Annotated in this window: 27 protein-coding genes; 21 read left to right on the top strand and 6 right to left on the bottom strand. The window is 45.8% G+C overall.

The window, feature by feature from the left end; all coding sequences use genetic code 11:
- The first annotated feature begins 40 nt into the window (after nucleotides 1–40).
- The 3 genes from V6C11_RS04735 (at nucleotide 41) to V6C11_RS04725 (ending at nucleotide 2,659) form a co-directional block, all read left to right on the top strand.
- Nucleotides 41–739 carry a tRNA (adenine(22)-N(1))-methyltransferase gene (locus tag V6C11_RS04735; protein WP_333529941.1) on the top strand — a complete coding sequence of 233 codons (699 nt, stop codon included), beginning with the start codon at nucleotides 41–43 and terminating at the stop codon, nucleotides 737–739.
- A 22-nt stretch (nucleotides 740–761) separates the two neighbouring features.
- Nucleotides 762–1,877, top strand: a complete 1,116-nt coding sequence (locus V6C11_RS04730) for a Nif3-like dinuclear metal center hexameric protein (protein ID WP_333529940.1) — start codon at nucleotides 762–764, stop codon at nucleotides 1,875–1,877.
- A gap of 62 nt (nucleotides 1,878–1,939) precedes the next feature.
- Nucleotides 1,940–2,659, top strand: a complete 720-nt coding sequence (locus tag V6C11_RS04725) for a zinc ribbon domain-containing protein (RefSeq protein ID WP_333529939.1) — start codon at nucleotides 1,940–1,942, stop codon at nucleotides 2,657–2,659.
- Between the two features lie 5 nt (nucleotides 2,660–2,664).
- Here V6C11_RS04725 and pepF read toward each other — a convergent pair whose 3' ends face one another.
- Nucleotides 2,665–4,452, bottom strand: coding sequence for an oligoendopeptidase F (gene pepF / locus V6C11_RS04720; RefSeq protein WP_333529938.1), 1,788 nt, complete (start codon nucleotides 4,450–4,452; stop codon nucleotides 2,665–2,667).
- A gap of 84 nt (nucleotides 4,453–4,536) precedes the next feature.
- Complete coding sequence (rnhA, locus tag V6C11_RS04715; RefSeq protein WP_333529937.1) at nucleotides 4,537–5,010, bottom strand: ribonuclease HI; 474 nt, start codon at nucleotides 5,008–5,010, stop codon at nucleotides 4,537–4,539.
- A 345-nt stretch (nucleotides 5,011–5,355) separates the two neighbouring features.
- Here rnhA and V6C11_RS04710 point away from each other — a divergent pair, with 345 nt between their 5' ends.
- A complete protein-coding gene (locus tag V6C11_RS04710) occupies nucleotides 5,356–6,093 on the top strand; it encodes a flavin reductase (protein WP_333529936.1) in 738 nt (245 codons plus the stop codon).
- Nucleotides 6,094–6,139: 46 nt separating this feature from the next.
- Here the strand turns inward: V6C11_RS04710 and V6C11_RS04705 are convergent, their stop codons facing one another.
- Both V6C11_RS04705 and V6C11_RS04700 read right to left on the bottom strand, forming a co-directional pair.
- Nucleotides 6,140–6,646 (bottom strand): hypothetical protein, encoded by a 507-nt coding sequence (locus V6C11_RS04705; RefSeq protein ID WP_333529935.1) that lies wholly within the window; start codon nucleotides 6,644–6,646, stop codon nucleotides 6,140–6,142.
- A 125-nt stretch (nucleotides 6,647–6,771) separates the two neighbouring features.
- The gene (locus V6C11_RS04700) at nucleotides 6,772–6,918 is read right to left on the bottom strand and encodes a DUF1540 domain-containing protein (RefSeq protein WP_333529934.1); all 147 of its coding nucleotides are present in this window, start codon (nucleotides 6,916–6,918) and stop codon (nucleotides 6,772–6,774) included.
- A gap of 202 nt (nucleotides 6,919–7,120) precedes the next feature.
- Here V6C11_RS04700 and V6C11_RS04695 point away from each other — a divergent pair, with 202 nt between their 5' ends.
- From V6C11_RS04695 to V6C11_RS04675, 5 genes are all read left to right on the top strand, one after another.
- The gene (locus V6C11_RS04695) at nucleotides 7,121–7,762 is read left to right on the top strand and encodes an HAD-IA family hydrolase (protein ID WP_333529933.1); all 642 of its coding nucleotides are present in this window, start codon (nucleotides 7,121–7,123) and stop codon (nucleotides 7,760–7,762) included.
- A gap of 244 nt (nucleotides 7,763–8,006) precedes the next feature.
- A complete protein-coding gene (locus V6C11_RS04690) occupies nucleotides 8,007–8,681 on the top strand; it encodes a YczE/YyaS/YitT family protein (RefSeq protein ID WP_333529932.1) in 675 nt (224 codons plus the stop codon).
- 72 nt (nucleotides 8,682–8,753) lie between these two features.
- Entirely contained in the window at nucleotides 8,754–9,530 is a 777-nt protein-coding gene (locus tag V6C11_RS04685; protein WP_333529931.1) for a hypothetical protein, read from the top strand.
- Between the two features lie 72 nt (nucleotides 9,531–9,602).
- Nucleotides 9,603–9,995 (top strand): (deoxy)nucleoside triphosphate pyrophosphohydrolase, encoded by a 393-nt coding sequence (locus tag V6C11_RS04680; RefSeq protein ID WP_333529930.1) that lies wholly within the window; start codon nucleotides 9,603–9,605, stop codon nucleotides 9,993–9,995.
- A 205-nt stretch (nucleotides 9,996–10,200) separates the two neighbouring features.
- Nucleotides 10,201–10,701: a hypothetical protein gene (locus tag V6C11_RS04675; protein ID WP_333529929.1), complete on the top strand. Its 501-nt coding sequence runs from the start codon at nucleotides 10,201–10,203 to the stop codon at nucleotides 10,699–10,701.
- Between the two features lie 112 nt (nucleotides 10,702–10,813).
- On the opposite strand, the gene V6C11_RS04670 is transcribed toward V6C11_RS04675, so the two are convergent.
- Nucleotides 10,814–11,674, bottom strand: coding sequence for a hypothetical protein (locus V6C11_RS04670; RefSeq protein WP_333529968.1), 861 nt, complete (start codon nucleotides 11,672–11,674; stop codon nucleotides 10,814–10,816).
- A 281-nt stretch (nucleotides 11,675–11,955) separates the two neighbouring features.
- Entirely contained in the window at nucleotides 11,956–12,774 is an 819-nt protein-coding gene (locus tag V6C11_RS04665; protein ID WP_333529928.1) for a 2-phosphosulfolactate phosphatase, read from the bottom strand.
- 295 nt (nucleotides 12,775–13,069) lie between these two features.
- On the opposite strand from V6C11_RS04665, the gene V6C11_RS04660 reads away from it, so the two are divergent.
- The 12 genes from V6C11_RS04660 to V6C11_RS04605 form a co-directional block, all read left to right on the top strand.
- Nucleotides 13,070–13,852, top strand: a complete 783-nt coding sequence (locus V6C11_RS04660; RefSeq protein WP_333529927.1) for a flagellar motor protein — start codon at nucleotides 13,070–13,072, stop codon at nucleotides 13,850–13,852.
- On the top strand, nucleotides 13,852–14,637 hold the full coding sequence (locus V6C11_RS04655; RefSeq protein ID WP_333529926.1) for a flagellar motor protein MotB: 786 nt from the start codon (nucleotides 13,852–13,854) through the stop codon (nucleotides 14,635–14,637). Before V6C11_RS04660 ends, V6C11_RS04655 begins: the two co-directional genes overlap by 1 nt.
- A 6-nt stretch (nucleotides 14,638–14,643) precedes the next feature.
- A complete protein-coding gene (locus tag V6C11_RS04650; RefSeq protein WP_333529925.1) occupies nucleotides 14,644–15,129 on the top strand; it encodes a chemotaxis protein CheW in 486 nt (161 codons plus the stop codon).
- A gap of 17 nt (nucleotides 15,130–15,146) precedes the next feature.
- The gene (locus V6C11_RS04645) at nucleotides 15,147–17,252 is read left to right on the top strand and encodes a chemotaxis protein CheA (protein WP_333529924.1); all 2,106 of its coding nucleotides are present in this window, start codon (nucleotides 15,147–15,149) and stop codon (nucleotides 17,250–17,252) included.
- A complete protein-coding gene (locus V6C11_RS04640; RefSeq protein WP_333529923.1) occupies nucleotides 17,239–18,318 on the top strand; it encodes a protein-glutamate methylesterase/protein-glutamine glutaminase in 1,080 nt (359 codons plus the stop codon). The genes V6C11_RS04645 and V6C11_RS04640 overlap by 14 nt, the downstream gene beginning before the upstream one ends.
- Nucleotides 18,319–18,396: 78 nt before the next feature.
- Nucleotides 18,397–18,690 carry a flagellar biosynthesis anti-sigma factor FlgM gene (gene flgM / locus V6C11_RS04635; protein WP_333529922.1) on the top strand — a complete coding sequence of 98 codons (294 nt, stop codon included), beginning with the start codon at nucleotides 18,397–18,399 and terminating at the stop codon, nucleotides 18,688–18,690.
- Between the two features lie 12 nt (nucleotides 18,691–18,702).
- Entirely contained in the window at nucleotides 18,703–19,191 is a 489-nt protein-coding gene (locus V6C11_RS04630; RefSeq protein WP_333529921.1) for a flagellar protein FlgN, read from the top strand.
- A 54-nt stretch (nucleotides 19,192–19,245) separates the two neighbouring features.
- Complete coding sequence (gene flgK, locus V6C11_RS04625; protein WP_333529920.1) at nucleotides 19,246–21,009, top strand: flagellar hook-associated protein FlgK; 1,764 nt, start codon at nucleotides 19,246–19,248, stop codon at nucleotides 21,007–21,009.
- A gap of 14 nt (nucleotides 21,010–21,023) precedes the next feature.
- The gene (gene flgL, locus V6C11_RS04620; protein ID WP_333529919.1) at nucleotides 21,024–23,162 is read left to right on the top strand and encodes a flagellar hook-associated protein FlgL; all 2,139 of its coding nucleotides are present in this window, start codon (nucleotides 21,024–21,026) and stop codon (nucleotides 23,160–23,162) included.
- Between the two features lie 138 nt (nucleotides 23,163–23,300).
- Nucleotides 23,301–23,654, top strand: coding sequence for a flagellar protein FlaG (locus V6C11_RS04615; protein WP_333529918.1), 354 nt, complete (start codon nucleotides 23,301–23,303; stop codon nucleotides 23,652–23,654).
- 191 nt (nucleotides 23,655–23,845) lie between these two features.
- The gene (locus V6C11_RS04610) at nucleotides 23,846–24,055 is read left to right on the top strand and encodes a hypothetical protein (protein ID WP_333529917.1); all 210 of its coding nucleotides are present in this window, start codon (nucleotides 23,846–23,848) and stop codon (nucleotides 24,053–24,055) included.
- Nucleotides 24,056–25,151: 1,096 nt separating this feature from the next.
- Nucleotides 25,152–25,969, top strand: an 818-nt coding sequence (locus V6C11_RS04605) for a reverse transcriptase domain-containing protein (protein ID WP_333529916.1), incomplete at its 3' end; no start/stop codon positions are given.

Here is a 25,969-nt window from a genome sequence, read left to right as displayed (position 1 = left end):
CCCTTTAGTCAGAGAAATAACTAGTATGAGGAAAGATACATTGATTAATTTAAGCAAAAGACTTAAATGCCTGGCACAATATGTACCGCAGGGAAGTGTTGCTGCTGATATTGGTACCGATCATGGTTATTTGCCGGTTTATTTAGTGCTTCAAGATATCTGCCCCAAAGTGATTGCTGTGGACATTAATAGGGGTCCCTTGGAGGCTGCCCGTTCCAATGTACAACAAAGGGGTGTCCAAGATAAAATTGACCTTCGCTTGGGCAATGGGTTACAGGTACTAGAGCCAGGTGAGGCAGATGTTATTGTCATTGCTGGCATGGGTGGCGGCACCATAAGGGATATCGTAGCAGCCTCACCGCAGGTTGCTGCCCAGGTGTCCCGGTTAATACTACAGCCCATGGCGGATGAGAGAGACCTACGGGAATATTTGCTGCAGCATGGTTGGAGACTCAAGGATGAAGAAATGCTGGTGGAGGATGACCGACTATATCCGGTACTTGTGGCAGAAAGGGGTCAGGAGGATGTAGGTGACCCGATCCTTTTAGAGGTGGGTCCAAGGCTGGTAGAAAAGAAACACCCACTTTTAAAGCGATATATACATAAATTAGAAGAAAAATACCAGCGAGTCTTAGACGGCCTACAAAAAAGCTCCCGTCCCACAGCCCAAACCAAGGCCGTATTCATTGAGAAAAAGATTGAGCAGCTTAGGGAATTAGTTGGAAAGTTGGAAAGCTAACAGCTAATCGGAGGTGTTTACAGTGGCAACAGCCAAAGATATCGTATCCATCATAGAGAACATCGCCCCTGGCCACCTGGCCGAGGAATGGGATAATAGTGGTTGGCAGGTGGGTGACCCGAGGGCGGAGGTAAGCAAAGTACTGCTGGCCCTGGATGTGGATGCTGTTGTTGTACAGGAAGCGGTGGAAAAAGAAGTAGACCTGATTATCTCTCACCATCCGCTGTTTATGAAAGGCATCAAAAGCATTCGCCTGGATCAACCCAGGGGGGCAATGATTTCCCAGTTAATTACTAATAATATTGGAGTTTATGCTGCCCATACCAATCTGGATAGTGCTGCAGGTGGTGTCAACCAGCAGTTGGCCCGGCAGTTGGGGCTGCAAAATATTGAAATATTACATCCTGCCAAGGGAGAAAAATATTATAAATTAGTCGTTTTTGTACCGATACAAGAGATAACGGCTGTGCACCAGGCCATTTCCCAGGCTGGTGCCGGCTGGATCGGCAACTACAGTGACTGTACCTTTGGTGTCCGGGGCACCGGCACCTTCCGACCGCTGACAGGGAGCAACCCCTTTATTGGAGAGCAGGGACAATTGGAACAGGTGGAAGAAATACGTTTAGAAACCATTGTAGCCAATAGTAAGGTTAAAAAGGTGGTCAAGTCCATGCTACAGGCACACCCCTATGAGGAGGTGGCCTATGACCTGTATCCCCTGGAAAATCAGCCCACCACCGTTGGCTTAGGCAGAATGGGCCAATTAATGGAGGCTAAAGTCTTTGCTGATTTTATTATTACAGTAAAAGAAGCCCTGGGCTTGGCTTCGGTTAAGGTGGGGGGCAGCCTGTGGCAGAACGTGAATAAAGTAGCTGTCTGTGGTGGCTCCGGAGCAGAATTATGGCCCTTAGCTGCTGCCAAGGGGGCAGAGGTCTATATTACGGGCGATATCAAGTATCATACTGCCCAGGATATGCTGGCAGCGGGGCTGAGCTTTATTGATGCGGGTCATTTTGCCACCGAACATATTATTTTGCCCGAACTGCAAAAAAAACTGGTTCAAGTAACAGGCGAGAAAAATCTGGCCGTCGAAGTTATGCTTACCAAACGTCAATCTGACCCGTTTATGGTGTTATAGGGTAGGGGGCTTATGTCCCTTATCCTTTTATTTTTCTTATAATCGTTAAAGGGGGATCTTTTATGACACAACTTAGTAAACTATGGGAGTTACAACTGCTGGAAAAATACCAGAAAGGTATTGCTGCTAAACAATCGGGTGATCAAAGGGTGCAGCAGCTGAGGCAGTTAAAAAAAGAAATTGAATTAGGCCAAGACACCCTTAAAAAATTAAAGGTCAACCACCAGAAGGCCAAGGAACAAAATCTTGAATTGTCTCAAAGGAACCAAGTACTTCAAGCAAAAAGTGAGCAAATCAGTGCCAAAATCTATGATGGTTCCCTGCATCTCAAGGAAATAGAAGGCAGTCAACAAATGGTGCGAAGGCTGCAGCAGGATATTCAGCAATTGGAGGATTTGGAACTGGAAAAAATGCAGCTGAAGGAAGATATAAAACAGGAATGGCAAAAGGAAAAGGCCGCCTTAGATGTGTTAACAGCAAAATATAGGGAATTGCATGGGCAGTATGTCAAGGAAAAAGAAGAAATAAAAGAGCAGGCCGCTGCGACGGCCCGCAAAATGGAAGAATTAATTGTCAGTTTGGATAAAGATTTATATCAACAATACCAGCAGTTAAAAACAAAATATCCTGATCCAGTGGGACGAGTAACCAGGAGTGCTTGCTCCGGTTGCCATTTGGGTATTTCCATCGAGAAAATCAAGGAGCTAAAATATGAAAGGGACGTAATTAACTGCAGCCATTGCGGCCGACTCTTATTTTGGGATCCTATTATCCTGGAATAGCTGCACTAGATTAACGCAGAAGCCAGTTTGATATTTTCGGCAAAGGATTGCAAGCAAGCTTCCACTGGTTCAGGGGTGGCCATATCTACACCGGCCCTTTTAAGTAACGCAATGGGATAATCCTTGCCGCCGCTGGCCAGGAAATCAAGGTATTTTTGCAATTCGACCTGGCCGCCCTGTAGGATGCCGTTGGCCAGGGCTACAGCCGCGCTGAAACCAGTGGCGTACTTATAGACATAAAAGGCATTGTAAAAATGAGGGATACGTGCCCATTCCATGGCTATTTCGTCATCCATTTGCACACCTTGATAGTAGAATTTGTTTAAATCATAGTAGATTTCGCACAGACTTTCCGGGGTTAGACTTTCCCCTTGCTCCACCTTGTCGTGGGTAATCTTTTCAAATTCGGCAAACATGGTTTGGCGGAATACCGTGGTGCGTACCTGCTCTAAATTATAATTGAGAAGGAATAGCTTTTCCTTTTTATCCTTGGTTTCACCCAGAAGATATTTCATTAACAGGTTTTCATTCAGGGTCGAAGCCACTTCAGCTACGAAAATGGTGTAGCTGGCGTTGCGATAGGGCTGGTTTTTATGGGAATAGAAGGTATGCATGGCGTGACCAGCCTCATGGGCCAAGGTGAACACATCATTGATGGTGCCGTTATAATTTAAAAGAATATAAGGATGGTAACCATAGGCTCCGGTGGAGTAGGCCCCTGAAGTTTTCCCTTTGTTTTCATAAACATCCACCCATCCCTCCGCTAGACCTTGACTTAGGTCGGAGACATATTGCTGCCCTAACTTATGCATACCCTTGAGGATCATGTCGACTGCTTCTTCGTAAGAGTATTTTTTATTATGTTCTGTTACCAGGGGCACATATAGATCGTACATGGCTAGTTCCGGGAGCTGCATTACCTCTTTACGGAATTCAATATATTGATGGAGCAGCGAGACATTATTGCGAATAGAGTCAATCAGGTTGTTGCAAACCGAAACATCAACATTATCTGCGAAGGTGCTGGCTTCCAGGGCACTATTGTATTTACGCAGACGGGCATAGAGGCAATCCTTCTTGACAGAATTAATAAAGGTTTGGGCAATGGTATTTTTAAAGGATCTGTAAACCCGATACAATTCGTTGTAAGCCGATTTACGCACATCTCGATTATTGCTTTGGATTAAACTTAAATAACGGCCATGGGTTAGCTCAACCGACTCATTATTTTCATTTTTCACCTGACCAAATTTAAGATCGGCATTGTTTAAGGTCTGAAAAATACTTTTCGGTGCTCCGGCGATTTCGCCAAAGGAGGAAAGCAGTTTTTCCTCGGTATCGGATAGAATATGTTCTTTGTTTCTGCCAATTTCTTTAATGAAATGACGGTAATCGGTAAAACGGTCATCTTCGGCAAAACGATTGAGCTGTTGCAAATCAAGTTTCATCAGTTCTGGCACAAAGAAGCTGGTGGTTTCACGATAGAGTACATAGAGGCTTTTTACCTGATCAAAAAGGGCCAGGGACTGGGTGTTGGCATTATCCTCGTCCAATTTCATATGGGAGTAGGAATAGCTTTTTTCCATTACTTGATCCAGCTGATCCAGTAATACCAATGCCTCCCAAATGGTTTCCTTGTTAGTAAGCTTGCCTTGATACTGTTTAAACTGTTCGAGCTGCGTTTTGATTTTAAGCAGATCTTGTTTAACTTCCTCTGTACTTTTGTACATGACACGTAAGTCCCATTTAAACTGTTCTTCTATTTCATCCCGGTTTTTAATATTGCTATTCATTACGAATCCTCCATTCCATGCTCACTAAGAGTTTGTATTATTTTATGCCGGTTACTTATATTTTCAACCGTATTTTTTATGGTCTTATCTTACGTCCTCAGGGAGGTTTGGCTGTTTAGAAGCTTCCACAGCCAATTGATCGCAGCGCTCATTTTCGGGATTCCCCGCATGTCCCTTGACCCAGATGAATTTAACTTGATGGAAATTGCAGAGCCCCAGCATTCTTTCCCATAAATCCGCATTGAGGGCGGGTTCTTTTTTATTGCGCATCCAACCGTTGGCCCGCCACTTTTTAGCCCAACCCTTTTCAATGGCATTGACAACATACTGTGAGTCGGTATAAAGGGTGACGTTACATTTTTCCTTTAGTGTTTCCAAGCCAATGATAACAGCCAACATTTCCATGCGGTTGTTGGTGGTATTCCGATAACCGGCGGACAATTCCTTGCGATGCCCTTTGTAAAGCATGACCACACCATAGCCACCGGGACCTGGGTTGCCCGAACAGGCACCGTCCGTGTACATGGTAATTTCCTTTAAATTAGCAGCTTGATTCATTTGGTGTCCTCATTTCTAATAGACTTTATGTTGTTAACAATACTATCCTAAAAGATAGCGGCCATGAGCCTGGATCTTTTGTTAGTTCCACTATTTACCATAGGATAAAGTAAATTATACCATGATGTTGGCAGATATTAAAAGCAATGGTAGGATGCTCTCTGGAAAATTCTGGTTTTGGCCATTGCTCTGCCTTTCATTCTGTACGCCGCTGGAAAAAGAAAAGGTTTTCATAGTAATGTTTTTTAGGGGGTTCCTTTTTGTAAGGTTTTTTTAATACTGCTGCCATAGATTTGTTCATAGTTCATGGTAGGATGGGAATAAATAAGAATGGAGGGTGAACAAATGAGCAAATGGCGTTGTACAGTATGCGGCTATATCAGTGAAGGAAAAGAACCACCTGAGTCATGTCCCATTTGCGGGGTAGATGCATCTCTTTTTGAAAAAACAGAGGAAAAAGAGTCGGCTAATGACTGTCTGGCTGATGTTAATAAAGCACTGAGGGCTATTTCTTACGGACTTTACATTGTTTCATCCCGCAAGGGAGATAAACTAAACGGCCAATGCGCCAACACGGTGTTTCAGATTACCTCTGACCCGGTGCAAATAGCTGTGGGTATTAACAAAAATAACCTTACACATGAATACATTTCAGAAAGCGGCGTCTTTTCTGTAAACATTTTAAGACAGGATGGGATGCCCTTAGTCAAAAACTTTGGCTTTCGCTCAGGGAGGGAAGTGGACAAGTTTGCGGAAGTGGACTATGAGCTGGGCAGTGAAGGGTTACCTCGGATAAATGATTGCCTGGCCAGTTTGGAATGTAAAGTGGTGGGGAGTATCGATTTAGGCACCCATACTTTGTTTGTGGGAGAAGTTCTTTGTGGCCGTGCAAGAGATAACGGGGAACCCATGACCTATGCCCAATATCATCAATTAAAAAATCAACCGTCTAAGGGCGATAGAGTAAAGAATGTTACTACCTGGCGATGCAAGGTTTGTGAATATACCCATGAAGGTAGTGAACCTCCAGAGGCCTGCCCCGTTTGTGGTGTGGGCAGGGAAGAATTTGAAAAAGTAGAATAAACTCAAAAACCAGCCGTTCCTAGACGGCTGGTTTTCATATGGGTACTTATTTTTCTTCTTCTTCTTCCTTCTTAACATCCATAAAACCAGGCATTCCAGGCATTCCAGGCATTCCGGGCATTCCAGGCATCATGCCGGGCATACCACCGACCATGCCAGAGGGGCAATGTCCCGGACCGGGCGGCATCGGGCAACCAGGCTTTGGTCCGGGTGGACAGGTAGGTGGACAGATAGGTGGTTGTGTAGGCCAGGGGGTTGTGGGTGGTGGGCATACATCATTCATTGCGCCGGCAGCATTGACAGAGCAAATATTCCATAAGGGAACCAGGGTTACTTGGGTTTGAGCGTTGGTACCGCTAGTTAGCTCAATGTAATCCTGACCCACGGCATGCAAAGTGCCGGTTAAAGGAGCAGAGGCTCCTTCGCAATTCAGGAAAACATTAACACGCTGATTAAGCAACTGGCAAAGACGCTGCATAAAAGTTGGAGCCATCGGCGTAGGCATATGATGACTCAGCATCTGCATCTCTTGGACCTCTAAATTGTCAGCCATTGTATATCAAACCTCCTATATTAAGCTTGCTATATAGTATTGCATCAAATGTTAAATGGTTCCAAAAAATTAAAGCCAGTCAAAAAATTGACTGGCTTTGTGCGGTATAAAAATTTACCAATTTACTATCTAGGTTTGAAGGTATCACATTGTGTTTCTTCAGAGGTGCTGGGCTGCTCGCTACCGCTATGGTTTACTTGAATCATTGGAGCATCACACATAACATTGGAGTTATAGGCACACTCGGTTACATTGCATTTGATACTTGGCATTTAGCTCACCCCCTATCCGGAGTTATTATATCCAGAAAAGGGAAGATCATACATGAGCTTATCGGTGTAATGATAACTTTAGAAAAAATATTGTGCCTATCTTCCAGGGCCTTTAAAGCTGCTGATGACGGAAGGCTGACAGCTTTCTTTTTGTCTCTTATTCGTAGTACAATACACATGATACGAAAGGGAGGCGTCACAAATGAAAATCAAAACAATACTATTCGATTTAGACGGTACATTAATTGACTCACTGCCTTTGATTCAAAGCACCTATGAAAAGGTTTTTCAGGAAATGGAGATACCCTGGTACAACGGCGAAGTTATGAAATGTATTGGTTTACCGCTGGTTGAAATTGGCAAGAAGTTTGCCGGGGAGGAAAGGCACAGAGATTTCTTTCGTTTATACCAGCAGCATTATGCCATTGAACATGATGCCAAGACCAAAGCCTACCCTGGTACTTTGTCCATGCTGGAAAACCTGCGTCAAAGGGGTGTGAGAATGGGCGTTGTCACCTCCAAATCCAATCATGTGGCTCTGCGCAGTACCCGTTTTTTAGGTTTTGACCGATATATAGAAGTATTGATAGGTGCGGATGATGTGACCCGACATAAACCACAACCAGACCCCATCCTAACGGCTCTGCAGCAAATGCAAGTCCCCCAGGCAGGTGCTGCCTACATCGGAGACAGTCCCTTTGACCTTATGTCCGCCAAAGCTGCCGGGGTAACTGCCATCGGTGTCAGTTGGGGGATGGCAGAGGCATCTAAACTCCTGCGGTTTGAACCGGATCACTTGCTGCATCAATGGGAGGATTTAATCGGTGTTTTAGAGGATAAATAGAAAACGGCCTTGGGACAGGCCGTTTTCTATTTACTTTTTGTCACCTAGGTACTAGAATTTAATTAAACCATTCGATATTAAAGGCAATAAGCTAAAAGACTTCCATTCCGCCAGAGGCACCAGCAGAAGATAAAAAACCTGTGTCATCCTGAGGACAGCAAAAAAATCTTAAGGCGGAAGGCTGATGGCCATTTTTCAAGGTCGCCAAAAACGAACAGCTAACTGTTAAGTGAGGAATCATAAAATGAAAAGAGTTATATTCCACTTACTACGATTGTCCTGGTTAATGCTAGGCCTTTTTATTTTTGGCTTTGCCATTAACTTTTTGGTAGAGGCAAGACTGGGCGTAAGTCCCTGGGATGTACTTCATCTTGGACTAACGAATTACCTGCCCTTTACCTTTGGGCAGATCATGATTGGTACTGGTTTGGTTTGCGTTGTGGGTTCCATACCCCTGGGTGTTAAACCAAGTCAAGCTACCATCTTAAATATGATATTTGTCGGTATTTTTACTGACCTGATTATGGCTGCAGGCTGGGTGCCGCCCCAGGATGCTTATTTGGTTCGCTCCCTTTATTTGCTTATAGGGATTTTGGGCTGTGGCTTGGGGACGGGAGTCTATATGACCGCAAACATGGGCACAGGACCCAGGGATAGTTTAATGATGGGTCTTTACAAATTAACAGGCTGGCGAATTGGTGTGGTTCGTACCATTATAGAAATAGCTGCTGTTACGATCGGTTATTTTCTGGGTGGCCCGGTGGGGGCAGGGACCCTGGCCTTTTGTTTGACCATTGGTTGGTCGTCGGAAGTGTTTCTCAAGCTGTTTACTTTTTGTGCTAAACAAGATTGGTTTATCAGAAGAATTAGCCTGCTAAAAACGAAACATGTAAATCCCGGGGAAGCCCATGGATCATAGAGATCCAACAAAAGGTCACTTATAGAAAGAAAAAACATAACCTATGATTAGCACAGAAAGTAGGTGTGAAGCATGGGTACTATTCTTTTTATCCACGGCATGGGCCATAACCACAACCGGGAGTATTGGCGGTCCTGGGAAAAAAACCTGCAACCATACTTATTCAAAAAAGGCCTTGACCCAGACCAGTTAAGTTTTAATGGTATATATTATTACGATTTAGTGCCGCAGCCTAGAGAGGGTTGGCAGAAGTTTTCTGCCATTTTTAAAAGGGGCGTAATGGAGCAGTTACAACAGAATCTACATGAGAAGTTGCTTCGAGTAGATTACATCGATCCGTTCCTGGGGCGAGGGCCACTGGAGACGATAGTCAATCTAGTGGCAGATAATTTTGGTGATATTTTTTCCTATATGTTGGATGACCAGACCTATCAGAGGGTAAATAGTCGCTTTTATCATACATTGCAAAAGGTGAGTGCGCCGGTTACTTTGGTTGCTTATAGTTTAGGGTCCATGGTTTCCTTCTGTGCTTTACAACAAAGACCCGAGCTAGTTTACCAGGTAAAGCACTTTATAACCCTGGGAAGCCCGATCTTTTGGTTCCACAAGTGGCTGGCCAGTAGGGCTGTTTTGTCCCAACGCCCCACGGAAGCCCATTGGACCAACCTAGCTGGCCGAATGGATGTGGCCTGTCCCCATTTGGTAGGTTATTGCACCTGTGGGGCTGACAGCAATGTTCAATGGGAACTGGAGAAATACAACCCGGTAAAGGGGCACTTAGCCTATTTCAATGATCCAGGTGCTTTAGCAATTTTAGCCTCTGCCATAGCAAAACACTGGTACCAATAATAATGGATTGGGGTAAGATAAATCAAAAGTGATAAAATAAGATAGAAAGTAAAATGAATCAGAGGAGAAGTCATGCATACCCTTGTTGTCACAGCCGCCATTATTCAGCGAGAAGATAAAATCTTAATTACCCAACGAAAAAGCAATGCCGATCATGGGCTGCAATGGGAATTTCCCGGCGGTAAACTAAACTATGCTGAAGATCCTAAGGAAGGCCTTCGCAGGGAGATTATAGAAGAACTCGATATGGAAATAGAGGTTGGGGATATTTTTGAAGTGATTTCCCACTGCTATGGGGAAAGACATATTTTGCTATTATGTTACCTTTGCCGCTACCTTGGACAAAAGCCAACCACCAAGGACTGTCAGGATTTTCACTGGGTCACCCCGGAGGAAATGGACAACTACCCCTTTACCGCAGCCGATGTGCCGGTGGTAAAAAAGCTGCAAAGAAAGAATCGATAGCCATCAGCCTTATGCTGCTAAGGGGTCTGACCCCCTTGTAGAACGGTAACCCAGGTGCCTGGCACCGTTGAATCTTGAGCTAACGTCTGATGGCCAATTTTTTTGTTATATTTCCTATACAATACAATAGGATTGTGGTATATATGTCTTGTGTGTTTGTCTTGTATGTTGATAAAAGTAGCTATGCCTAAAAGGGGAGATCGGTTTGCTGAAACAAGTGATATTCCCCGAGTTTATCGGGGAATCTGAAATAGCGGTGGTTGTCATCGTCCCTTCATTAAAGGAGGATATGGCAGAATTGTTTGAGAGGTTTCACGGCGGAGAAGAAATTGATTATTGGTTCTCCTGGGACCTGATGGTGACCAACACCGCGGAATACCTAGTGGTCCTGGAAATTAACTGGGATCAGGGTGAAGGCCTGATCCTTGCCTTTACAACGGAGATGTGGGAGTTTATCAACCTCATTGCCGAAAAGGGCAACCTGGTTATTTTAGGGGATGTTAACGAACTGGCAGAAGGGGCCTCTATAATTTTTAGCGAAGAATACAAGCCCTTCGCTTTACTGGTTCGGAACGTTTCCGGTGGGCTGGTAAAGCTTTACAACCATGTAAAAGAGTTGGTGGAGGTCAACCAGGACATCGAGGAATTAGCAAGATTAAAGTTAATCTTAGAGGGAACCAAAGCCCAAAATATAACCTACCATTAAAAGCACGAAACGACACCGGAGGCAGTGTCGTTTCGTGCTTTTAGCTATTCGTCGTTAGCTTTTTGCCAATGGCTAACTGCTAATGACGAATAGCTTATGGTCCACGGCCTTTTTAACAGCCCTCGCCATTCGAACAAGGTGTGTCAAAACAGGCAGGGTGACAGCAGACTAACTGTTCATTCTCATAGGCATAAAAGGTGCGTTGACCTGGTTCCACCGGTTTTCCACAGATGCTGCAGTGAACAGCTTCTGGACAGGGAACCATCACGCCGGTTAGTTTGCCACCTCGCCAAGATACCTCCAATTGATTCAGTTGAGATTTCAGCGGTTCCACGGGACTACAGTCCGGATGGTAGAAGTAGCGTATTTTGCGTCCATCTATCCGATGCTTTAATTCAACCGTTGGGCTAAAGGGAGGGATGGTCTTATTGCAGTGCTGACAGGTACGTGCCCGGTTCATGGTGCTCTTTAATACATACCTGGGTACGGCGGGTTTTTTACGAACTTCCCGATCCTTCCAGTACTTTTTTTTCCTCTCAGGGCTACTGGAAACCCATTTTTCGATGGCACTATAATAAGTACGGTAGTCCCGGTCTTCCAGCTTAATATCCATCGGAAAACCAGTTTCAACCACCATCCGGTGAAATTCATTTTCCGCAGCATGGTGGGCCAGTCCATCCATTTTGTGAGTTTGCCAGTTATATTCCTGCTCGGTTAACCACTTGTGATAGGTGTGGAAAATATTGCCGGAGCAGACCAAGTATTCATCCTCTTTCGTGGCCCCAGCCTGTTCCATCAATTCCCGCATGAGATTGCAGACCAGTTCCTCCCAGCCCATCTTATTGGTCCAGGTAACAGGAACCCTGGCGGAAAAAATTTCCCCCGTTTCCTCACATACCAATACAACCACTTCACCAAAGGCCTGGCAGCCCCCGCCAGCATCTTCAACATACCAAGTTTTCAAGGTAATCACCTCATTCATAGCTTAGGAAAACTTGGCTGGCGCCATACCTTAAAGGGCCCGAGAGTCTTTAAGTGCCCTTTAGGGTATGGTGTCAGCCCGAGTTTGCCAATAAAAACAGGCTTACGGTTGTACCGAAGCCTGCCCCAAAATACTGAGCCTTGTTTATATAATAGCGAATTATTGAAGAATATTCAATGCCGTGTAGCCATTCGTCTTTAGCGATTCGCCTTCCAATAACCTAAGTGTCTGGCACCGTCGAATGGCTGGTAATTTTTTCAGAGTAGATAGAGCTAAGGGCAAAAGGCTTTCGATAATCGAATCTCCCCTTCGTTATACTCCGGTACCACATCAAATAAATCAATCTGGGCGCAGTAAGCAAGGTCCGCCGCCAGACCCATTTGAGCCAGTTTTTGCCCGTGTAAGGAATCATATAGAGCATGCAGTGTCTGATTACCATAGTACTCTGCCAGCCGTAGGGCGGCCACGGCAGCGTCTTCCAGCACCAGTGAGTCCTTGTTCAGCAGGGGAACCTCATCTAAATATACTTCCTCGTGAGAGGCCGCTTTGCTGTTATTAAAGGACTTTTCTGTCCCTACCACCTTGGCAATTTCCCGTATCACCAGGCCGGCTGCCAAGGTATCCTCTAAAGAAAATTTCCCCCTGGTGCCGGCACAGACCAATACCACATCCTGTTGCCGGGCTAACAGACTGTGAGCCACAGCCGAAGCATTGAGCAAACTGCCAATAAGCACGGTACCACTGCCCTCGGCAGACCTGCAAATTGTTTGGGTGCCGTTGGTGGTGGTTAAGATAACCGTTTTCTGCTTGACAACTTCCGTCTGATACTCCAGGGGTGAATTGCCCAGGTGAAAACCAGGTAGCTTTACGGCACCCCTTTCGCCACCTAGAACAAAAGTATTCTCAGGTAATTGGCGGGCTGCTTCAAAGGCCTCTGCCACCTCTGCCACAGGAATGACTTTTCGGCAGCCATTGGCTAAGGCTGTCGAAATTGTGCTGCTAGCTCTTAAGATATCAAACATAACAACCGATTTATTAAGGAGGAGATCCTTTTCTAGATTCCTTACGGTGGGTACCAGATAAATTCTCATTATACCATCTCTTTCCTTGTCAATTGTGTCCGGAGTTTTATATTATTATATTATACTAACAAAGGAGGAATTCAAGTTTTATACCCTGAAAACAACGGTCATGGGCCATGAGCAATGGTTGTGTATGAAGCACGCAGATTTTATTCTTTGATGGTGCCGTTAACGGCCTGGGAGCCGATTAGCGATTTGCTTTTTCACTAAAAATATACTACAAATTTCTTAACTAACTATTTAATGCAGGATTTTACCATGGTTTAGTCGTAAATTTAGATAATTACATAGGGATGTGAATTTGTTGGAAATAATGGCCCCTGCGGGGATAATATTTGCCACCGTCTGCCTGATTTCAGGCTTCCTTTTAGAAGGGGGGCATGTTGGTGCTTTGTTAGCCCCCGCCGCTTTTATTATTGTGGTGGGTGGAACCATTGGTGCAACGGTGGTTGCCTTTTCAACCAAAGAAGTATTTTCAGTGCCCACATTAATTAAAACAGCCATGACTAAAAAAGTACCGGACTTTTCCGAAACCATTAACCTAATTATAGAGCTATCAGAAAAGGCTCGCCGAGAAGGACTTCTGTACCTCGATAGCCAGTTGGATACCATTGACGACCCGTTCCTTCGTAAAGCGATGCAATTGGTGGTGGACGGCACAGACCCGGAAATGGTACGCAGCATTTTAGAAACAGAGATTTATTCATCCTACGATAGAGATCAAGTAGGTGTTCATATCTTTGAAGCGGCCGGTGGCTATTCCCCTACCATGGGTATTATTGGTACAGTTATGGGTTTGGTCCACGTCTTAGGAAACCTGTCGGATCCCGACAGTTTGGGTCCGGCCATTGCCATGGCCTTCATTGCCACCCTTTATGGGGTTGGAGCGGCCAACGTCTTTTGGCTGCCCATTGGCGGCAAGCTAAAGAACCTGAGCAAAAAGGAACTGGTTTTACGGGAAATGGTGATTGAGGGCATCCTAGCCCTTCAGGCCGGCTACAACCCCACCATTATCCGCGAAAGGCTCAATGCCTTTATCAAACCAGGAGAAAGCAAGCGAGCCCAGGATGATGAAGGTGATAAGTAATGAAAAGAAGACGACAAGAATCGGAGAAGGAAACGAGTGAAAGATGGCTAATTACTTACGCAGATTTAATTACCCTGCTGTTAATCTTTTTTGTAGTTATGTACACCCTCAGTAAGATTGATGCCAACAAGTACCATGCCATTGCCTCTTCCCTGGCCAAGACCATGGGGGGCAGCTCCAGTATTATGGAAAGCGCTGGTCCGTCCATGGTGCCAGGTGTAAGTGAAAATAAAGAATTGTCCACTGCCATTGAAGAAATAGAACAACAACAATTGGAAAAAATTCGCCAGCAGATTGACCAATATGTTAAAGAAAACGGCCTGGCTGGCAAAGTTTCTGTGGACATTGAAGAAAGAGGAGTGGTCATTAGCTTTCAGGACGTTGTGTTGTTTCCCTTAGGCAGTGCGGAGATAACCAACAACTCCAGAGAAATTGTAGATAAGGTGGGAGGTATTCTCAACCAAACTACAAACTACATTCGGGTAGAGGGCCATACGGATAATTTGCCCATTAGAACCAGTAAATTTCCATCCAACTGGGAACTTTCCCTAGCCCGCTCCGCCAGTGTAGTGCATCGCTTGATTAATGATAGTAAAATCCCGCCGGGACGACTTTCAGCCAGTGGCTATGGTGAATACAGGCCAAGGAAACCCAATGATTCAGACGTTCACCGCCAAGAGAACCGCCGAGTAGATATTATTGTGATTCGGTCCAAGTATCAGGAAGTGGAACCAGAGGCTAACAAGGAGGAAAATATCCTTCCTAGCAGCCAAAATAAGGAGTGATCCCAGATGACTAATTTTAACCAAATCAGCCAGGAAGAGCAGACCGTTGTTTTTCAATTGATGGGCCAGGTGTACGGTGTGGATATTAATGCCGTCTTTGAAATTATTCGCATGGAAAGCATCACCAAAATCCCCCGGGCTCCTCACTTTGTTGAAGGAGTGATCAACCTACGAGGTCATATTATACCAGTGATTGATTTGGCCAAACGCTTTGGGTTGGGTCAAAATGAGCAAACCCAAAACAGTCGAATTATTATTGTTGAAGTTTCCGGCCAAACCATCGGGGTTATCGTTGATTTAGTACAAGAGGTACTCCGCATACCGATTAACGGCATCGAACCCCCGCCGCCAGTGGTGAATGGCATTGAAGCAGCATATATTAGGGGTATTGCCATTTTAGAAGAGAGATTGGTTATTCTGTTAGATCAAAATAAAATCCTCATGGAGGAAGAAAAAGATCAGCTGCTGCAGGCAAATATTACTGCAAGCTAGGTATAGGGGGGGTAGGTGTGTTTTCAGATCTGGAGATCGGTGTATTTATCGATGAACTGGAAGAAAAAATACAAGTTATCAATGATGGTTTGCTGGCACTGGAGCGAGATGAAAGCAACCAAGACATCATCCAAGAGATTTTTCGGGCTGCCCACACCATCAAGGGCTCATCAGGAATTATGGGCTATCAGAATATGACCAGCCTAACCCACGAGATGGAAAATCTTTTTGATAAAATTCGCCATGGAGAAATTCATGTTACCTCTGAAATGGTCAATGTACTCTTTGAAGCCCTGGATACCCTCAAGGTCTTGCGAGATGAGGTCACAGGGGATGGTTCTGGGGCAGATATCACAGCCGTGGTTGAGAAAATAAAGGTCTTTGTTGAAGTAAGCAGCACCACAGCCAAAGCTGCGGTACCCAATACTACCTCCGAAGCTGCACCTGTACAGCCTGTCACCGCTGATCCTGCGGCCATAGACAGACAATGGCTGGCCATCACGGATGTGGAAGAGAATGTAATTCGTGAAGCAGAGCTTCGGGGTTTTCAATGCTATCGGGTTGCCGTAGACATTGACCGGGATTGTCAAATGAAAAACGTCCGGGCCTTTCTTGTCTTTGAGACCCTACAGCAAGAAGGGGAAATCATTAAAAGCGAACCCTCTGCGGAAGATATTCAAGAGGGTAAGTATGACCTTGGCTTCCAGGTATTGTTGGTGGCCAAGGAAGAAGCAGACCATATTAAAAATTTGGTTATGACCATTTCTGAAGTAAGCCAAGTGGAGATTCAGTCAGTAGTATTAAATAGTAACGAAGTCGAAGTCCAGGTGGAACAAGCAGAAATTAAGGAAAAACTGACTTCAAACCACCCGGCTAGTCCGGAAAGTAATGCGGTAAAACCGGAACACATTAAAGCCATAAAAACAGTTCGGGTAGATGTAACCAAATTAGATAATTTAATGAACCTGGTGGGTGAGCTGGTTATTGATCGTACCCGCCTCAATCGTTTTGCCGAGATTTTCGAGTCACGCTTTGGCTCTGACGAAATGGTGGAGGTCATTAACGAAATTTCCAATCATCTAGGCCAGGTTACCGGAGATTTACAGGAACAAATCATGAAGGCCCGCATGCTGCCGGTGGAACAGTTATTCAACCGCTTCCCCCGCATGGTCAGGGATACTGCCCAAAAGCTAGGCAAAGAAATCAACTTTGTCATGGAAGGCAAAGAAACCGAACTGGATCGTAATGTTATCGAGGTCATTGGCGATCCTCTGATTCACTTGATTCGCAACTCCATTGACCATGGTATTGAATCCCCGGCAGAGAGGCAGGCTGCGGGGAAACCAGCCATGGGTACCCTATTGCTAAAGGCTTCCTATGCAGAAAGTCATATCGTGATCACGGTCAAGGACGATGGCCGGGGCATGGATGTAAACAAAATTCGTAACAAGGCAGTGGAGATGGGCTTTGTGGATGAGGAAACCGCCGAGCGCATGAGTGACCGGGAGGCCTTGCAGTTAATCTTTAGAGCGGGCCTTTCCACTAAAAATAACGAAGTTAGCGACCTGTCCGGCCGTGGCGTGGGTATGGATGTGGTCAACACGGCCATTGAGCAAATTAACGGCATCGTGGAGTTGGATACCAAGCTAGGTGCCGGTACCACCACCACCATTCGCTTACCCTTGACTTTAGCGATTATTCGTGCCCTGATGGTAACCCTGGGGCAGCAGGTTTATGCTTTTCCTTTAACCAATGTGTCAGAAACCATGCGTATCAACGAAGAAGAAATTCGTTGCATCGGCAACAACGAAGTCATTGTGGTGCGGGATAAAATTCTGCCTCTGGCCCGGATGGGAAGGCTCTTTAATGCCGCCGACTACGAAGAATCCAACAAGATGTATGTGGTTATTCTAGGTTCCGGTGATCGGCGAGTGGCTATGGTGGTGGATAAACTTCTGGGAGAACAGGAAATCGTTATTAAGTCCATGGGAGACTACCTGGGTCAGATCCAAGGACTTTCCGGTGCCTGCATCCTGGGAGATGGCAAAGTAGCCCTCATTGTTGATGTTCGGGGTCTGGTAAAAACATTGGGAACTGAGGAGGTAGCCTATGCTGCCGGTTAAAGTCCTGGTAGTAGATGATTCCTCTTTAATGAGGCGGCTGATCAGCCGCTTGCTGGGGGAAGACAAGGAAATCCAAGTCATTGGCAGTGCTGCCGATGGCCTGGAGGCCCTGCAGCAAATCAAATCCCTACGGCCCGATGTGGTAACCCTGGATGTCGAAATGCCCAAGCTGGACGGCATAGCCACCCTGCGGCGCATGATGCTGGAGCGTCCCACACCGACGGTCATGCTCAGTGCCCACACCCACGAAGGGGCCAGGGCCACCATGGATGCCTTGTCCGCCGGAGCGGTGGACTTTGTTGCTAAGCCTACTACCTCAACGGAATTGCCTAAGATGGTGGAGGAGTTAAAAGCCAAAATAAAGGTAGCCGCCAGAGTATCCCTGCGCCGGGTGCGGCCCAATTTAACCACTCCTCTGGCAAAGCCTAAGCCCACTGCATCCCCTACCCAGCGATCCGCTGCCCCGGCGCCCAGTAAATTACGCTGCGGTCAGATCGACCTGGTGGTCATTGGCTGCTCCACCGGCGGACCGGCAGCCCTGCAGCAGATCATCCCTTACTTGCCCGCCCAGCTGCCTGCCGGGGTAGTCATCGTGCAGCATATTCCCGTGGGTTTCTCCAAGTCCATGGCGGAGCATTTGGACAGGAAAAGTCAAATTACCGTACGCCATGCCGAAGAAGGCGATGTAATAAAAGCCGGTCAGGTACTGGTGGCACCGGCGGGCTACGATTTAAACTTTATCGCTAGGGGCAATGGTGCTTCCATTAGCCTTAGTAATTTTGGTGCCGGCCTCAAACCAGGTGGTTTTCGCCCCTCGGTGGACTGGGTCATGAAATCTGCCGCCGAGGTTTATGGCTGTCGCGCCCTGGGTGTATTGCTCACAGGCATGGGCCGGGACGGTGCCCAGGGTATGCTGGCCATCAAAGAAAAGGGTGGTCCCACCCTTGCCGAACATCAAAGCACCTGCGTGGTCTACGGTATGCCCAAAGCCGCCGCGGATTTAGGGGCAGCCCGCAAAATGATTCCATTACCACAAATTGCCCAAGAAATTCAAGCACAATTTTAAAATTTAATATAAAGTTAAGGCCTTGAACTGCCGAATATATAGAATAGATAAGTTAGAGGAAGAAACAGGGTGATTGCTATGAAAATCAACGGTTTCAAACCGACTGGTGAAATATTCAAGGCCTATCAGCAAAATAAAGTGGATAAAAGCAAGACCAATAAAGCAAATCCGTCTGCAGGTGATTCCGTGCAGCTTTCCCAAGAGGCCAAATTCAAAAAAGAAATTGAAAATGCCCTCAAAGAGCTGCCAGAAGTACGGCAAGATTTGGTTGATAAATTTAAAAATGAAATTCAGGCCGGGACCTATAAGCCCGATGCCCATAAAATTGCAGATGGAATATTACGAGAGAGGCTCCTGGACAAAGAGATTTAAAGGATGGTGCAGATGGAGTCTTTATTTTTTAACCTAAAAGACCTTCTTAGAGAACTAAATAATGAACTCAATAAAATGCTCCAAGCAACGGAGCAACACAACCAAGCCCTCCGGGCCAATGATCTGGATGCCATTAAGGAGATTCTCAAGGAACTGGCGTTGGTTTCCCGTCAGATCAAGATCCTGGATGCTCAAAGGGAGACAGTCCAAACTGCCCTGGAAGAAGGGTTAAAACTTCCCAAGGGAACGACTTTAACGAGGACCATAGCCCATGCACCGCAACACCTGGTGCAGGATTTAAATAGAGCTGCCGAAAGCCTAAGGGAAATAACAGCAACCATTCAGAATTTGGTAGAAATAAATGCAATACTTACGAAACAAGCTATGAATTTTAACGAAGTACTGTTAAAAACAATAAAACCAATAAAATCGACCTACAACCCGACCGGTCAAACTACCGATAATACTCCCGCAACGTCGATTTTAAATAAAACGATCTAAAAAGACTAGCCAGGTGTCTGGCACCGTCGAATGAGTTAAAAAGGTGGTTTTACAATGACCAGCACATGGTTCGGCTTAGAAATTGCAAAACGTGGCACCCAGGTCTACCGCAAAGCCATGGATGTCACCGGCCACAATATTAGCAACACCAATACTCCGGGCTACTCCAGACAGGAAGCAGTAATTTCTCCCTCCGACCCCTTTACACGCCCGGATTATCTAACCAGTATGACACCGGGCCAATTGGGTACCGGTTCGGATGTCAAAGAAGTTAGACGTATCCGTGATTACTATCTGGATGTACAGATGCGTGATTCAAATAGCTTTGGAGGCTACTGGGCAAAAAAACTAGAGCTGGCTAAACAGACAGAAGCCGTTTTTCTAGAGCCGGACGGCAGAGGACTGCAGAAAACCCTGCTGGAGTTCTTTAACGATTGGCAAAACTTAAATAATTCGCCCCAGGACCCCGGCGTTAAGAAAGCCGTCAAGGAGACCGGTGATGAGTTGGCCACCATCTTCAGACAGATGTACGCGCAACTGTCTAATATTGACAAATCCGTTCCCGGTTCACTGCAGTATCAAGTGGATCAGGTTAACCTTATTACTTCCCGCATAGCAGATTTGTCGAATACAATCATTAACGTCAAGGGTAACGGAGGCCAACCAAACGATCTCATGGATCAACGGGATCTGCTCCTTGACGAACTGGCAACATTCGGACAGATTACGGTGAACCTGCAGGACAATGGCGGGATCGAAGTCCGATTTATTGAGTCCCCTTGCTTGCTGGTCAAAAGTGATGCCAATGGCAAAGCGATCACTTCCAAGCTATCCTTAATTACCAACGCCGGAAAGGATGGTAATGAGAACTACCTGGCCGTGAATGGCAAAGCCGTTACCAACCTTACCGTCATGGCGGAATACTTCAACAAAGCCCCGGAAGGAGCCGGCAAAGGAAGTATTTTGGCGCAGGAATCAGCAAGGTTAGAGAACCTTGCTGTGATTAATCAGTTGGACTTGTTAGCCAAGTCTATTATTGAGAGAGTGAATGAGAGGTCCGGGTTGCCCGGACCGGCAGAACTCACCAAACCATTCAGCTTTTTTACAGGAAATGGAGCTGCCGATATTTCTCTTGGTGAAGAGGTAAAAAATAATCCTCAAGTAATCATCGGTGAAAATGCACTGTCCGTGGCTCAACTGGGCAATACCCCTATTCGAACCCTGACAGGAAGTGCAGATCTAAGAAATGGCAGAAAATTTGATGAGTTGTCCCAAACCAGGTTTACTGTAGAGTTGCCCAACGGCAATAAGCAGGAAATTGACCTGTATCTTGATGGGGGATTGGCCCTGGGAGAGAGGACCTTTGGTGAAATAAAAGCAGCCATCCAAAAAGCCTTGGATCATAAATTTGGCAAGGGTGAAGTGAGTGTTGGCGATGACGGCTTAGGGCATCTTGCTTTCACTCTCAATAAAGGGGATGGTATCCTGAAAGTAGATGGTGTTGGTTCGGATAAAGAGGGGCTGGCATTTCTCTTTGGTGAGCCAAAGAGCATAACGGTTCTGGGGGATACCTTTGAAAACTATTTTCAGGGACTCGTAGCCCAGGTAGGTGCCAGTTCGAAGCACCATGACCATATGCTGGAAAACCAGCAGGCCATTGGCCAACAGATCGAGGCCCTGAGGCAGTCTGTCTCCGGTGTTAACCTTGACGAAGAATTAACCAAAGTAATTCAGTACCAGTACGGCTACCAAGCCTGCGCCCGGATGCTCTCCATGCAGGATGAAATGCTGGATTACTTGATCAATCGTATCCGCTAGAGAGGTGAGATGAAATGCTGCGAATTTCCACCAGCCTTTTGGGTAACAACCTACGCAATTATATTCAAAACAATTTACAGAGGGCCGCTAAATATCAAGAGCAAGCTGCCACTGGCAAGACCATCAACAGACCCTCGGACGACCCCGCTCAAATTAGCTATCTGATGTCTGTAAATGGCACCCTGACCAGAAACGAACAATATAGCCGCAACATTGAGGATGGTTTGGCCTACCTCAACCAAAGTGACTCTGCTCTGAATACATTGGGCAAGGCCTTGCAGGATGCCAAAATACTGGCCCTGGATGCTGCCAACGGAACGAAGTCACAGCAAGATAGGGAAGCGATTGCCTTACAGATAGATAAGCAAATCGATGCCTTAGTGGACTTAGCCAATAGTTCACTGGGGGGGAAATATTTATTCTCTGGTCGCAAAAATGCTCAGCCACCCTTTTACCGTGATCCTGCCAGTGGTGAGGTCTACTACCGAGGCGATACCAATTTGGTCAGCCGGGAAATTATCTTTGGCTATAGCTACGAGGTGGTCGCTGCAGGGGTAGCGGATAATTACATTACCAGCACGGTGGATCTGAGTCAGGGCGTACTGCTCACAGATAAGGATTTGAAGTTTAGGGTAGCCTTGGATGAGAATAACGTTCAGGAGATTGATTTAGGTTCCTGTACGCCACCCCTACATCCGGGTTTAAATAAGTTTGAAGATATTAAAAAGGCCATGCAGCAGGCATTAGATACTGCTTTTGGGGCTGGAACAATTGCCGTTGATGATGATGCGAAAGGTCATATCATCTTAAAAGCCAATAATGATGCCGCCGACTTTAAAGTGTTAGCCAGCGCCGGTAGTACCGGGCATACCACTTTATTTGGCGGTGAACGGACTGTTGTTGACGGGGTCTTTGGCAAATTGGCCAGTCCCTCAAATCCTTCCAACCAAATCAGTGATCCACTGAACCCCGGGCACCCAATGACCAGGGTCCTAGGTGGTCCCTTTAAGGTGCTTGGAGACTTAGTAGCTGCTTTAAGAAATGGTGAAGTCCAGGATAGCGCTGCAGGAGTGCCGTGTAGTTACCTTACCGGCAGTGCGGATATGAGTGGAGGCAAAACCTTTAACACGGATGATGAATTGAAGTTTGAAGTGGCCTTGGATGGATCTCCTGTGAAAATTGATTTGAAGGGCTATCTTCCCACTGGCACTCTACCGGTGACTATGTCATTTGATGATATCAAATCTGTCATGCAGCAGGCCTTAACGGATAAATTTGGGTCTAGCATCAGTGTTGACGATGATGGCAAAGGGAATATCCTGTTAATAGCCAATGGGAATGTCACTAATTTTACGGTGTCAGCCGATGGTACGAATACCGGATATAACGTTTTATTTGGCGGGGTATCTGGCGGGGTACATAAGGGAATCCCTGGCAAGTTGCCCAATCCGAGTGCCGCAGGAGTAGCGTATAATTACATTACCGGCAGTAAGTATCATCCGGATAATAAAGTAGAATTCAAAACCGCGGATGATTTGATCTTTGACGTAGTCTTGAATGACCCTCCTAAGGAAGTGAGAAAGACAATTGATTTGACAGACGATCTTTTCGCGGGTTCATTTTCCCCTGGGTTTAAGACAATGGAGGAGGTTAAAGTTGCCCTGCGGAAGGCCGTGAATGATGCCTTGCAGCCTGATAATTTAGCGATCACGGTTGACGATGATGGTGAAGGTCATCTCAGGTTAACAGCCAATAATAATGTCACTAATTTTAAAGTATTAGCCAGCGGTACGCCGCCTGGTAATGGACATAACGCTTTATTTGGTGGGGAACGTACGGGAGTCTTTGAAAAGTCGTCCGGCACCTCAAATCCCATGCAACAACTTGATGACGCGATCAAGAACCTGGAAATTGCCCATGATGATGTACTCAAGCACCGGGTGGGCGTAGGTGCTCGTACCCGCCACCTTCAGTCGGTACAGGATCAATTGGACGACCAAGAGATTAAATTGAAAGGCATTCTGGTAGAGCTTCAAGGGGTTGACATAGCCAAATTAACCGTTGAAATAGCCCAGAACCAGCTCGTCCATAATGCTTCCCTAATGACAGCCACGGATCTGCTCAAGACTTCACTGTTAAATTACTTAAAATAAACCAACCACAACGTTCAGGCACTGCATCAAAAAAGCGTCCTGAACGTTGTTTTATTCCGGGTGCAGCAAGTGACACACAGGAGAAGCGTTTCCTTGTGTGTCTGGCACCGACAAACCTGTCGAATAGAGGTGATCCAAATGAGAATAGGTGCCGGTGGCCTCCAATCCATCATCATGAGCGACATGATGCGTTCCCTTGATCCATCCGTAAGGCCCAAGGCTGGAATAGCAGAAACCCTCCTGCAAGCCCAGGGACGGGATCAAAACCAACTAAGAAAAGAACTAAACCGAGCCGTAGAACGTCTCAACCACTTAGCCCATGCATTGAACTACCCTGTTCAAATAGTAATTAAAGAACCACCGCCGAGGCTTAAGGTGGTATTGAAGGATAAGCGGACAGGTCAGGAGCGGGAGATTGAATATGAGGAATTGGACAAACTGGCCGCACAACTGGAAGATGCCAGAGGGGTTCAGGTGGATGGGTATGCGTAGGTTGGTGTATGCGCAATATTTAATCAATTTAGAGTGAAATGTCTTTCAGAAAAGAAAGATAACCGAAGAAACACAGTATGATATAATAGATCTAGAAGAAAAAACCTTGACAAAGGAAGATTTAGTTATTTGCCATTACAACTACGATATCATCTTTAAATCTAGCGGAAGGTAACTAAATAAGGAGGTTGGTGTTAATAGCTAAGAAATTTAGAATACGGGATAATAATGCATCAGAAATCGCTGATGCTTCGGATAAAGTAAAAGTAGCTGCGGGACCAAGTATCCAACTTTGGGTGAAATCACCCATTAAGGCCGCTAGGATGAAGCGACGCATGAAGGCAGCCATGGGCCTACTGGGAATGTGGGAAAATAAAGATACATCTTTCTTTGACAGGTAAGAGAATGAAACAAGTTATTCTTGATATTCACTATAAGCTCCCGCTCTACACCAGGAATCCTGCCGACTTCAAATTTGTTCCACATAAGGACTTGAAAATTGTGGTGCCTTATGACTTTAGAGCTTTGGGTACTGAATAATAACAGCCCGTATCAGTTAATCAAACTGTACGAATGAGACATGAAGAGATTGTTTCCGTCGTCCTGATAGACCTTGCTACTAATATACATCATCATTAAGGGATACCTCTTTCTCCATTACCGGATAGATTGACCGAAACGTTCAATTGAGGTGATTCCTTTTTCTTTTTATATTCAAAAGGCAAGGTATGTAATCAAGATTACTTTAGAAGCAAGGTTGGGTTTTGATTCCCAGGGGCTGCATGAGAAAGTAAATGGTTTACCAACCTGGAAATTTGATAGATTACCTAAACGCCTCTTGGGGGAAAAACTGGAATAGGCGTAAAGTATTATTGGGGAAGCCTTTAAAGCGCAGGATAATGCTGAAGCAGGTGTAGTGGCGTTAGCCTTGAAACATCGCCTTTTATGAATGAGAACCGCCAACACTAGGCGGTTTTTTATAATTCAACTTCCCAGCTAATGCAATAGGCGACAGAATACTTTAATTCATTAAGTTGGTAACGCATGTAGGGACATGTGGGGACAGTCCGTGCGCCAAGCAAAGGGCGTGTCATATAGTGGGTGGGATTCCCACTGGAAAAGGTTTAGCCAAACCATTCTATAGCGAGTCTTGGTTGGCGCACGGTGACGTGCGTCTTCAAGCGTAGACAGCTAACTAGTAGGCCGGAAGCGAAAGCTGAAGTGATTGAGCCCCGATATCCTTAATCCGGGAAGGCCGACGCGGTGGACTGTGCGGAAGGCAACATCTACCTGATCGTCACGGCAAGAGCAGGTAGGCTTCCCCGGGGTCGTAGAACCTGGCATGCTAGATATTGTTATGATACGTCAACTTGGGAGAACTCACCTGTCCTTCCCTAACCGGGGAGTATGGTCCACAAGCGATAATAAAGCAAGGAAGCCAAATGGCAGATGAGTAGTCGGATGACGGTATAGTACCCATGAAGCGGAGTAATTCCCGTGGAGGAAAGGCTGTCACATACTATCGTTCCTACCAAGGACACACAATCTACACAAACGGAGGTAGAAAGAATTGTGGAAACAAAACTGGCTGGAATAGCAAAAGTAGCCAAGGAAAGACCCCATGAAAAGTTCACGTCCTTAGCCCACCTGATCAACGTAGAAACGCTGATGCAGTGCCACTTTGAAATGAAAGGTAACAAAGCCAGCGGCGTTGACCAAGTTACAAAAGAGGAATACGAAAGTAATCTGGACGAAAATCTGCAAGATTTAGTTTCTCGAATGAAAAGGCAAGCATATCGGCCTCAGCCAACACGGCGAACCTATATACCCAAACCGGGTTCGGATAAAAAGAGGCCACTGGGTATCCCTGCATACGAAGATAAACTAGTACAGGCTGCACTTGCTGAAATTCTGTCTGCTATCTACGAGCAAGAATTCTTAAACAGCTCCTTTGGCTTCAGACCTAACAGAGGATGTCACGATGCCCTCAGAGTTCTCAATGAAATTGTCATCAAAAGAAACATTAACTACATTGTCGATGTAGATATTAAAGGATTTTTTGACCACGTAAACCACGAATGGCTAATCAAATTTCTAGAACATCGTATCAGTGACCCTAACATTATCCGGTTAGTCAAACGATTTCTCAAAGCAGGGATTATGGAAGAGGGAAAACGATACGAGACAACAGAAGGCACTCCGCAAGGTGGCCTAGCCTCCCCAATCTTGTCGAACATATATTTGCACTACGTCATTGACCTATGGTTTGAAAAGAAGGTACGGAAACAATGCAAAGGGGACGCCTTCATGGTTAG

It is taken from the genome of Desulfotomaculum sp. 1211_IL3151 (assembly GCF_036763075.1).
Classification (GTDB): Bacteria; Bacillota; Desulfotomaculia; order Desulfotomaculales; family Desulfotomaculaceae; genus Desulfotomaculum.
Note: the sequence above shows the minus strand (reverse complement) of the source record. Positions and strands in the feature narration are given on the sequence as shown.

Bases quoted from the DNA above. Each gene is read 5' to 3' on its own strand.
- V6C11_RS04725 (WP_333529939.1), top strand. From the start codon at position 1,940: ATGACACAACTTAGTAAACTATGGGAGTTACAACTGCTGGAAAAATAC.
- pepF (WP_333529938.1), bottom strand. From the start codon at position 4,452: ATGAATAGCAATATTAAAAACCGGGATGAAATAGAAGAACAGTTTAAA.
- rnhA (WP_333529937.1), bottom strand. From the start codon at position 5,010: ATGAATCAAGCTGCTAATTTAAAGGAAATTACCATGTACACGGACGGT.
- V6C11_RS04710 (WP_333529936.1), top strand. From the start codon at position 5,356: ATGAGCAAATGGCGTTGTACAGTATGCGGCTATATCAGTGAAGGAAAA.
- V6C11_RS04705 (WP_333529935.1), bottom strand. From the start codon at position 6,646: ATGGCTGACAATTTAGAGGTCCAAGAGATGCAGATGCTGAGTCATCAT.
- V6C11_RS04700 (WP_333529934.1), bottom strand. From the start codon at position 6,918: ATGCCAAGTATCAAATGCAATGTAACCGAGTGTGCCTATAACTCCAAT.
- V6C11_RS04695 (WP_333529933.1), top strand. From the start codon at position 7,121: ATGAAAATCAAAACAATACTATTCGATTTAGACGGTACATTAATTGAC.
- V6C11_RS04690 (WP_333529932.1), top strand. From the start codon at position 8,007: ATGAAAAGAGTTATATTCCACTTACTACGATTGTCCTGGTTAATGCTA.
- V6C11_RS04685 (WP_333529931.1), top strand. From the start codon at position 8,754: ATGGGTACTATTCTTTTTATCCACGGCATGGGCCATAACCACAACCGG.
- V6C11_RS04680 (WP_333529930.1), top strand. From the start codon at position 9,603: ATGCATACCCTTGTTGTCACAGCCGCCATTATTCAGCGAGAAGATAAA.
- V6C11_RS04665 (WP_333529928.1), bottom strand. From the start codon at position 12,774: ATGAGAATTTATCTGGTACCCACCGTAAGGAATCTAGAAAAGGATCTC.
- V6C11_RS04655 (WP_333529926.1), top strand. From the start codon at position 13,852: ATGAAAAGAAGACGACAAGAATCGGAGAAGGAAACGAGTGAAAGATGG.
- V6C11_RS04650 (WP_333529925.1), top strand. From the start codon at position 14,644: ATGACTAATTTTAACCAAATCAGCCAGGAAGAGCAGACCGTTGTTTTT.
- V6C11_RS04640 (WP_333529923.1), top strand. From the start codon at position 17,239: ATGCTGCCGGTTAAAGTCCTGGTAGTAGATGATTCCTCTTTAATGAGG.
- flgM (WP_333529922.1), top strand. From the start codon at position 18,397: ATGAAAATCAACGGTTTCAAACCGACTGGTGAAATATTCAAGGCCTAT.
- V6C11_RS04630 (WP_333529921.1), top strand. From the start codon at position 18,703: ATGGAGTCTTTATTTTTTAACCTAAAAGACCTTCTTAGAGAACTAAAT.
- flgK (WP_333529920.1), top strand. From the start codon at position 19,246: ATGACCAGCACATGGTTCGGCTTAGAAATTGCAAAACGTGGCACCCAG.
- flgL (WP_333529919.1), top strand. From the start codon at position 21,024: ATGCTGCGAATTTCCACCAGCCTTTTGGGTAACAACCTACGCAATTAT.
- V6C11_RS04615 (WP_333529918.1), top strand. From the start codon at position 23,301: ATGAGAATAGGTGCCGGTGGCCTCCAATCCATCATCATGAGCGACATG.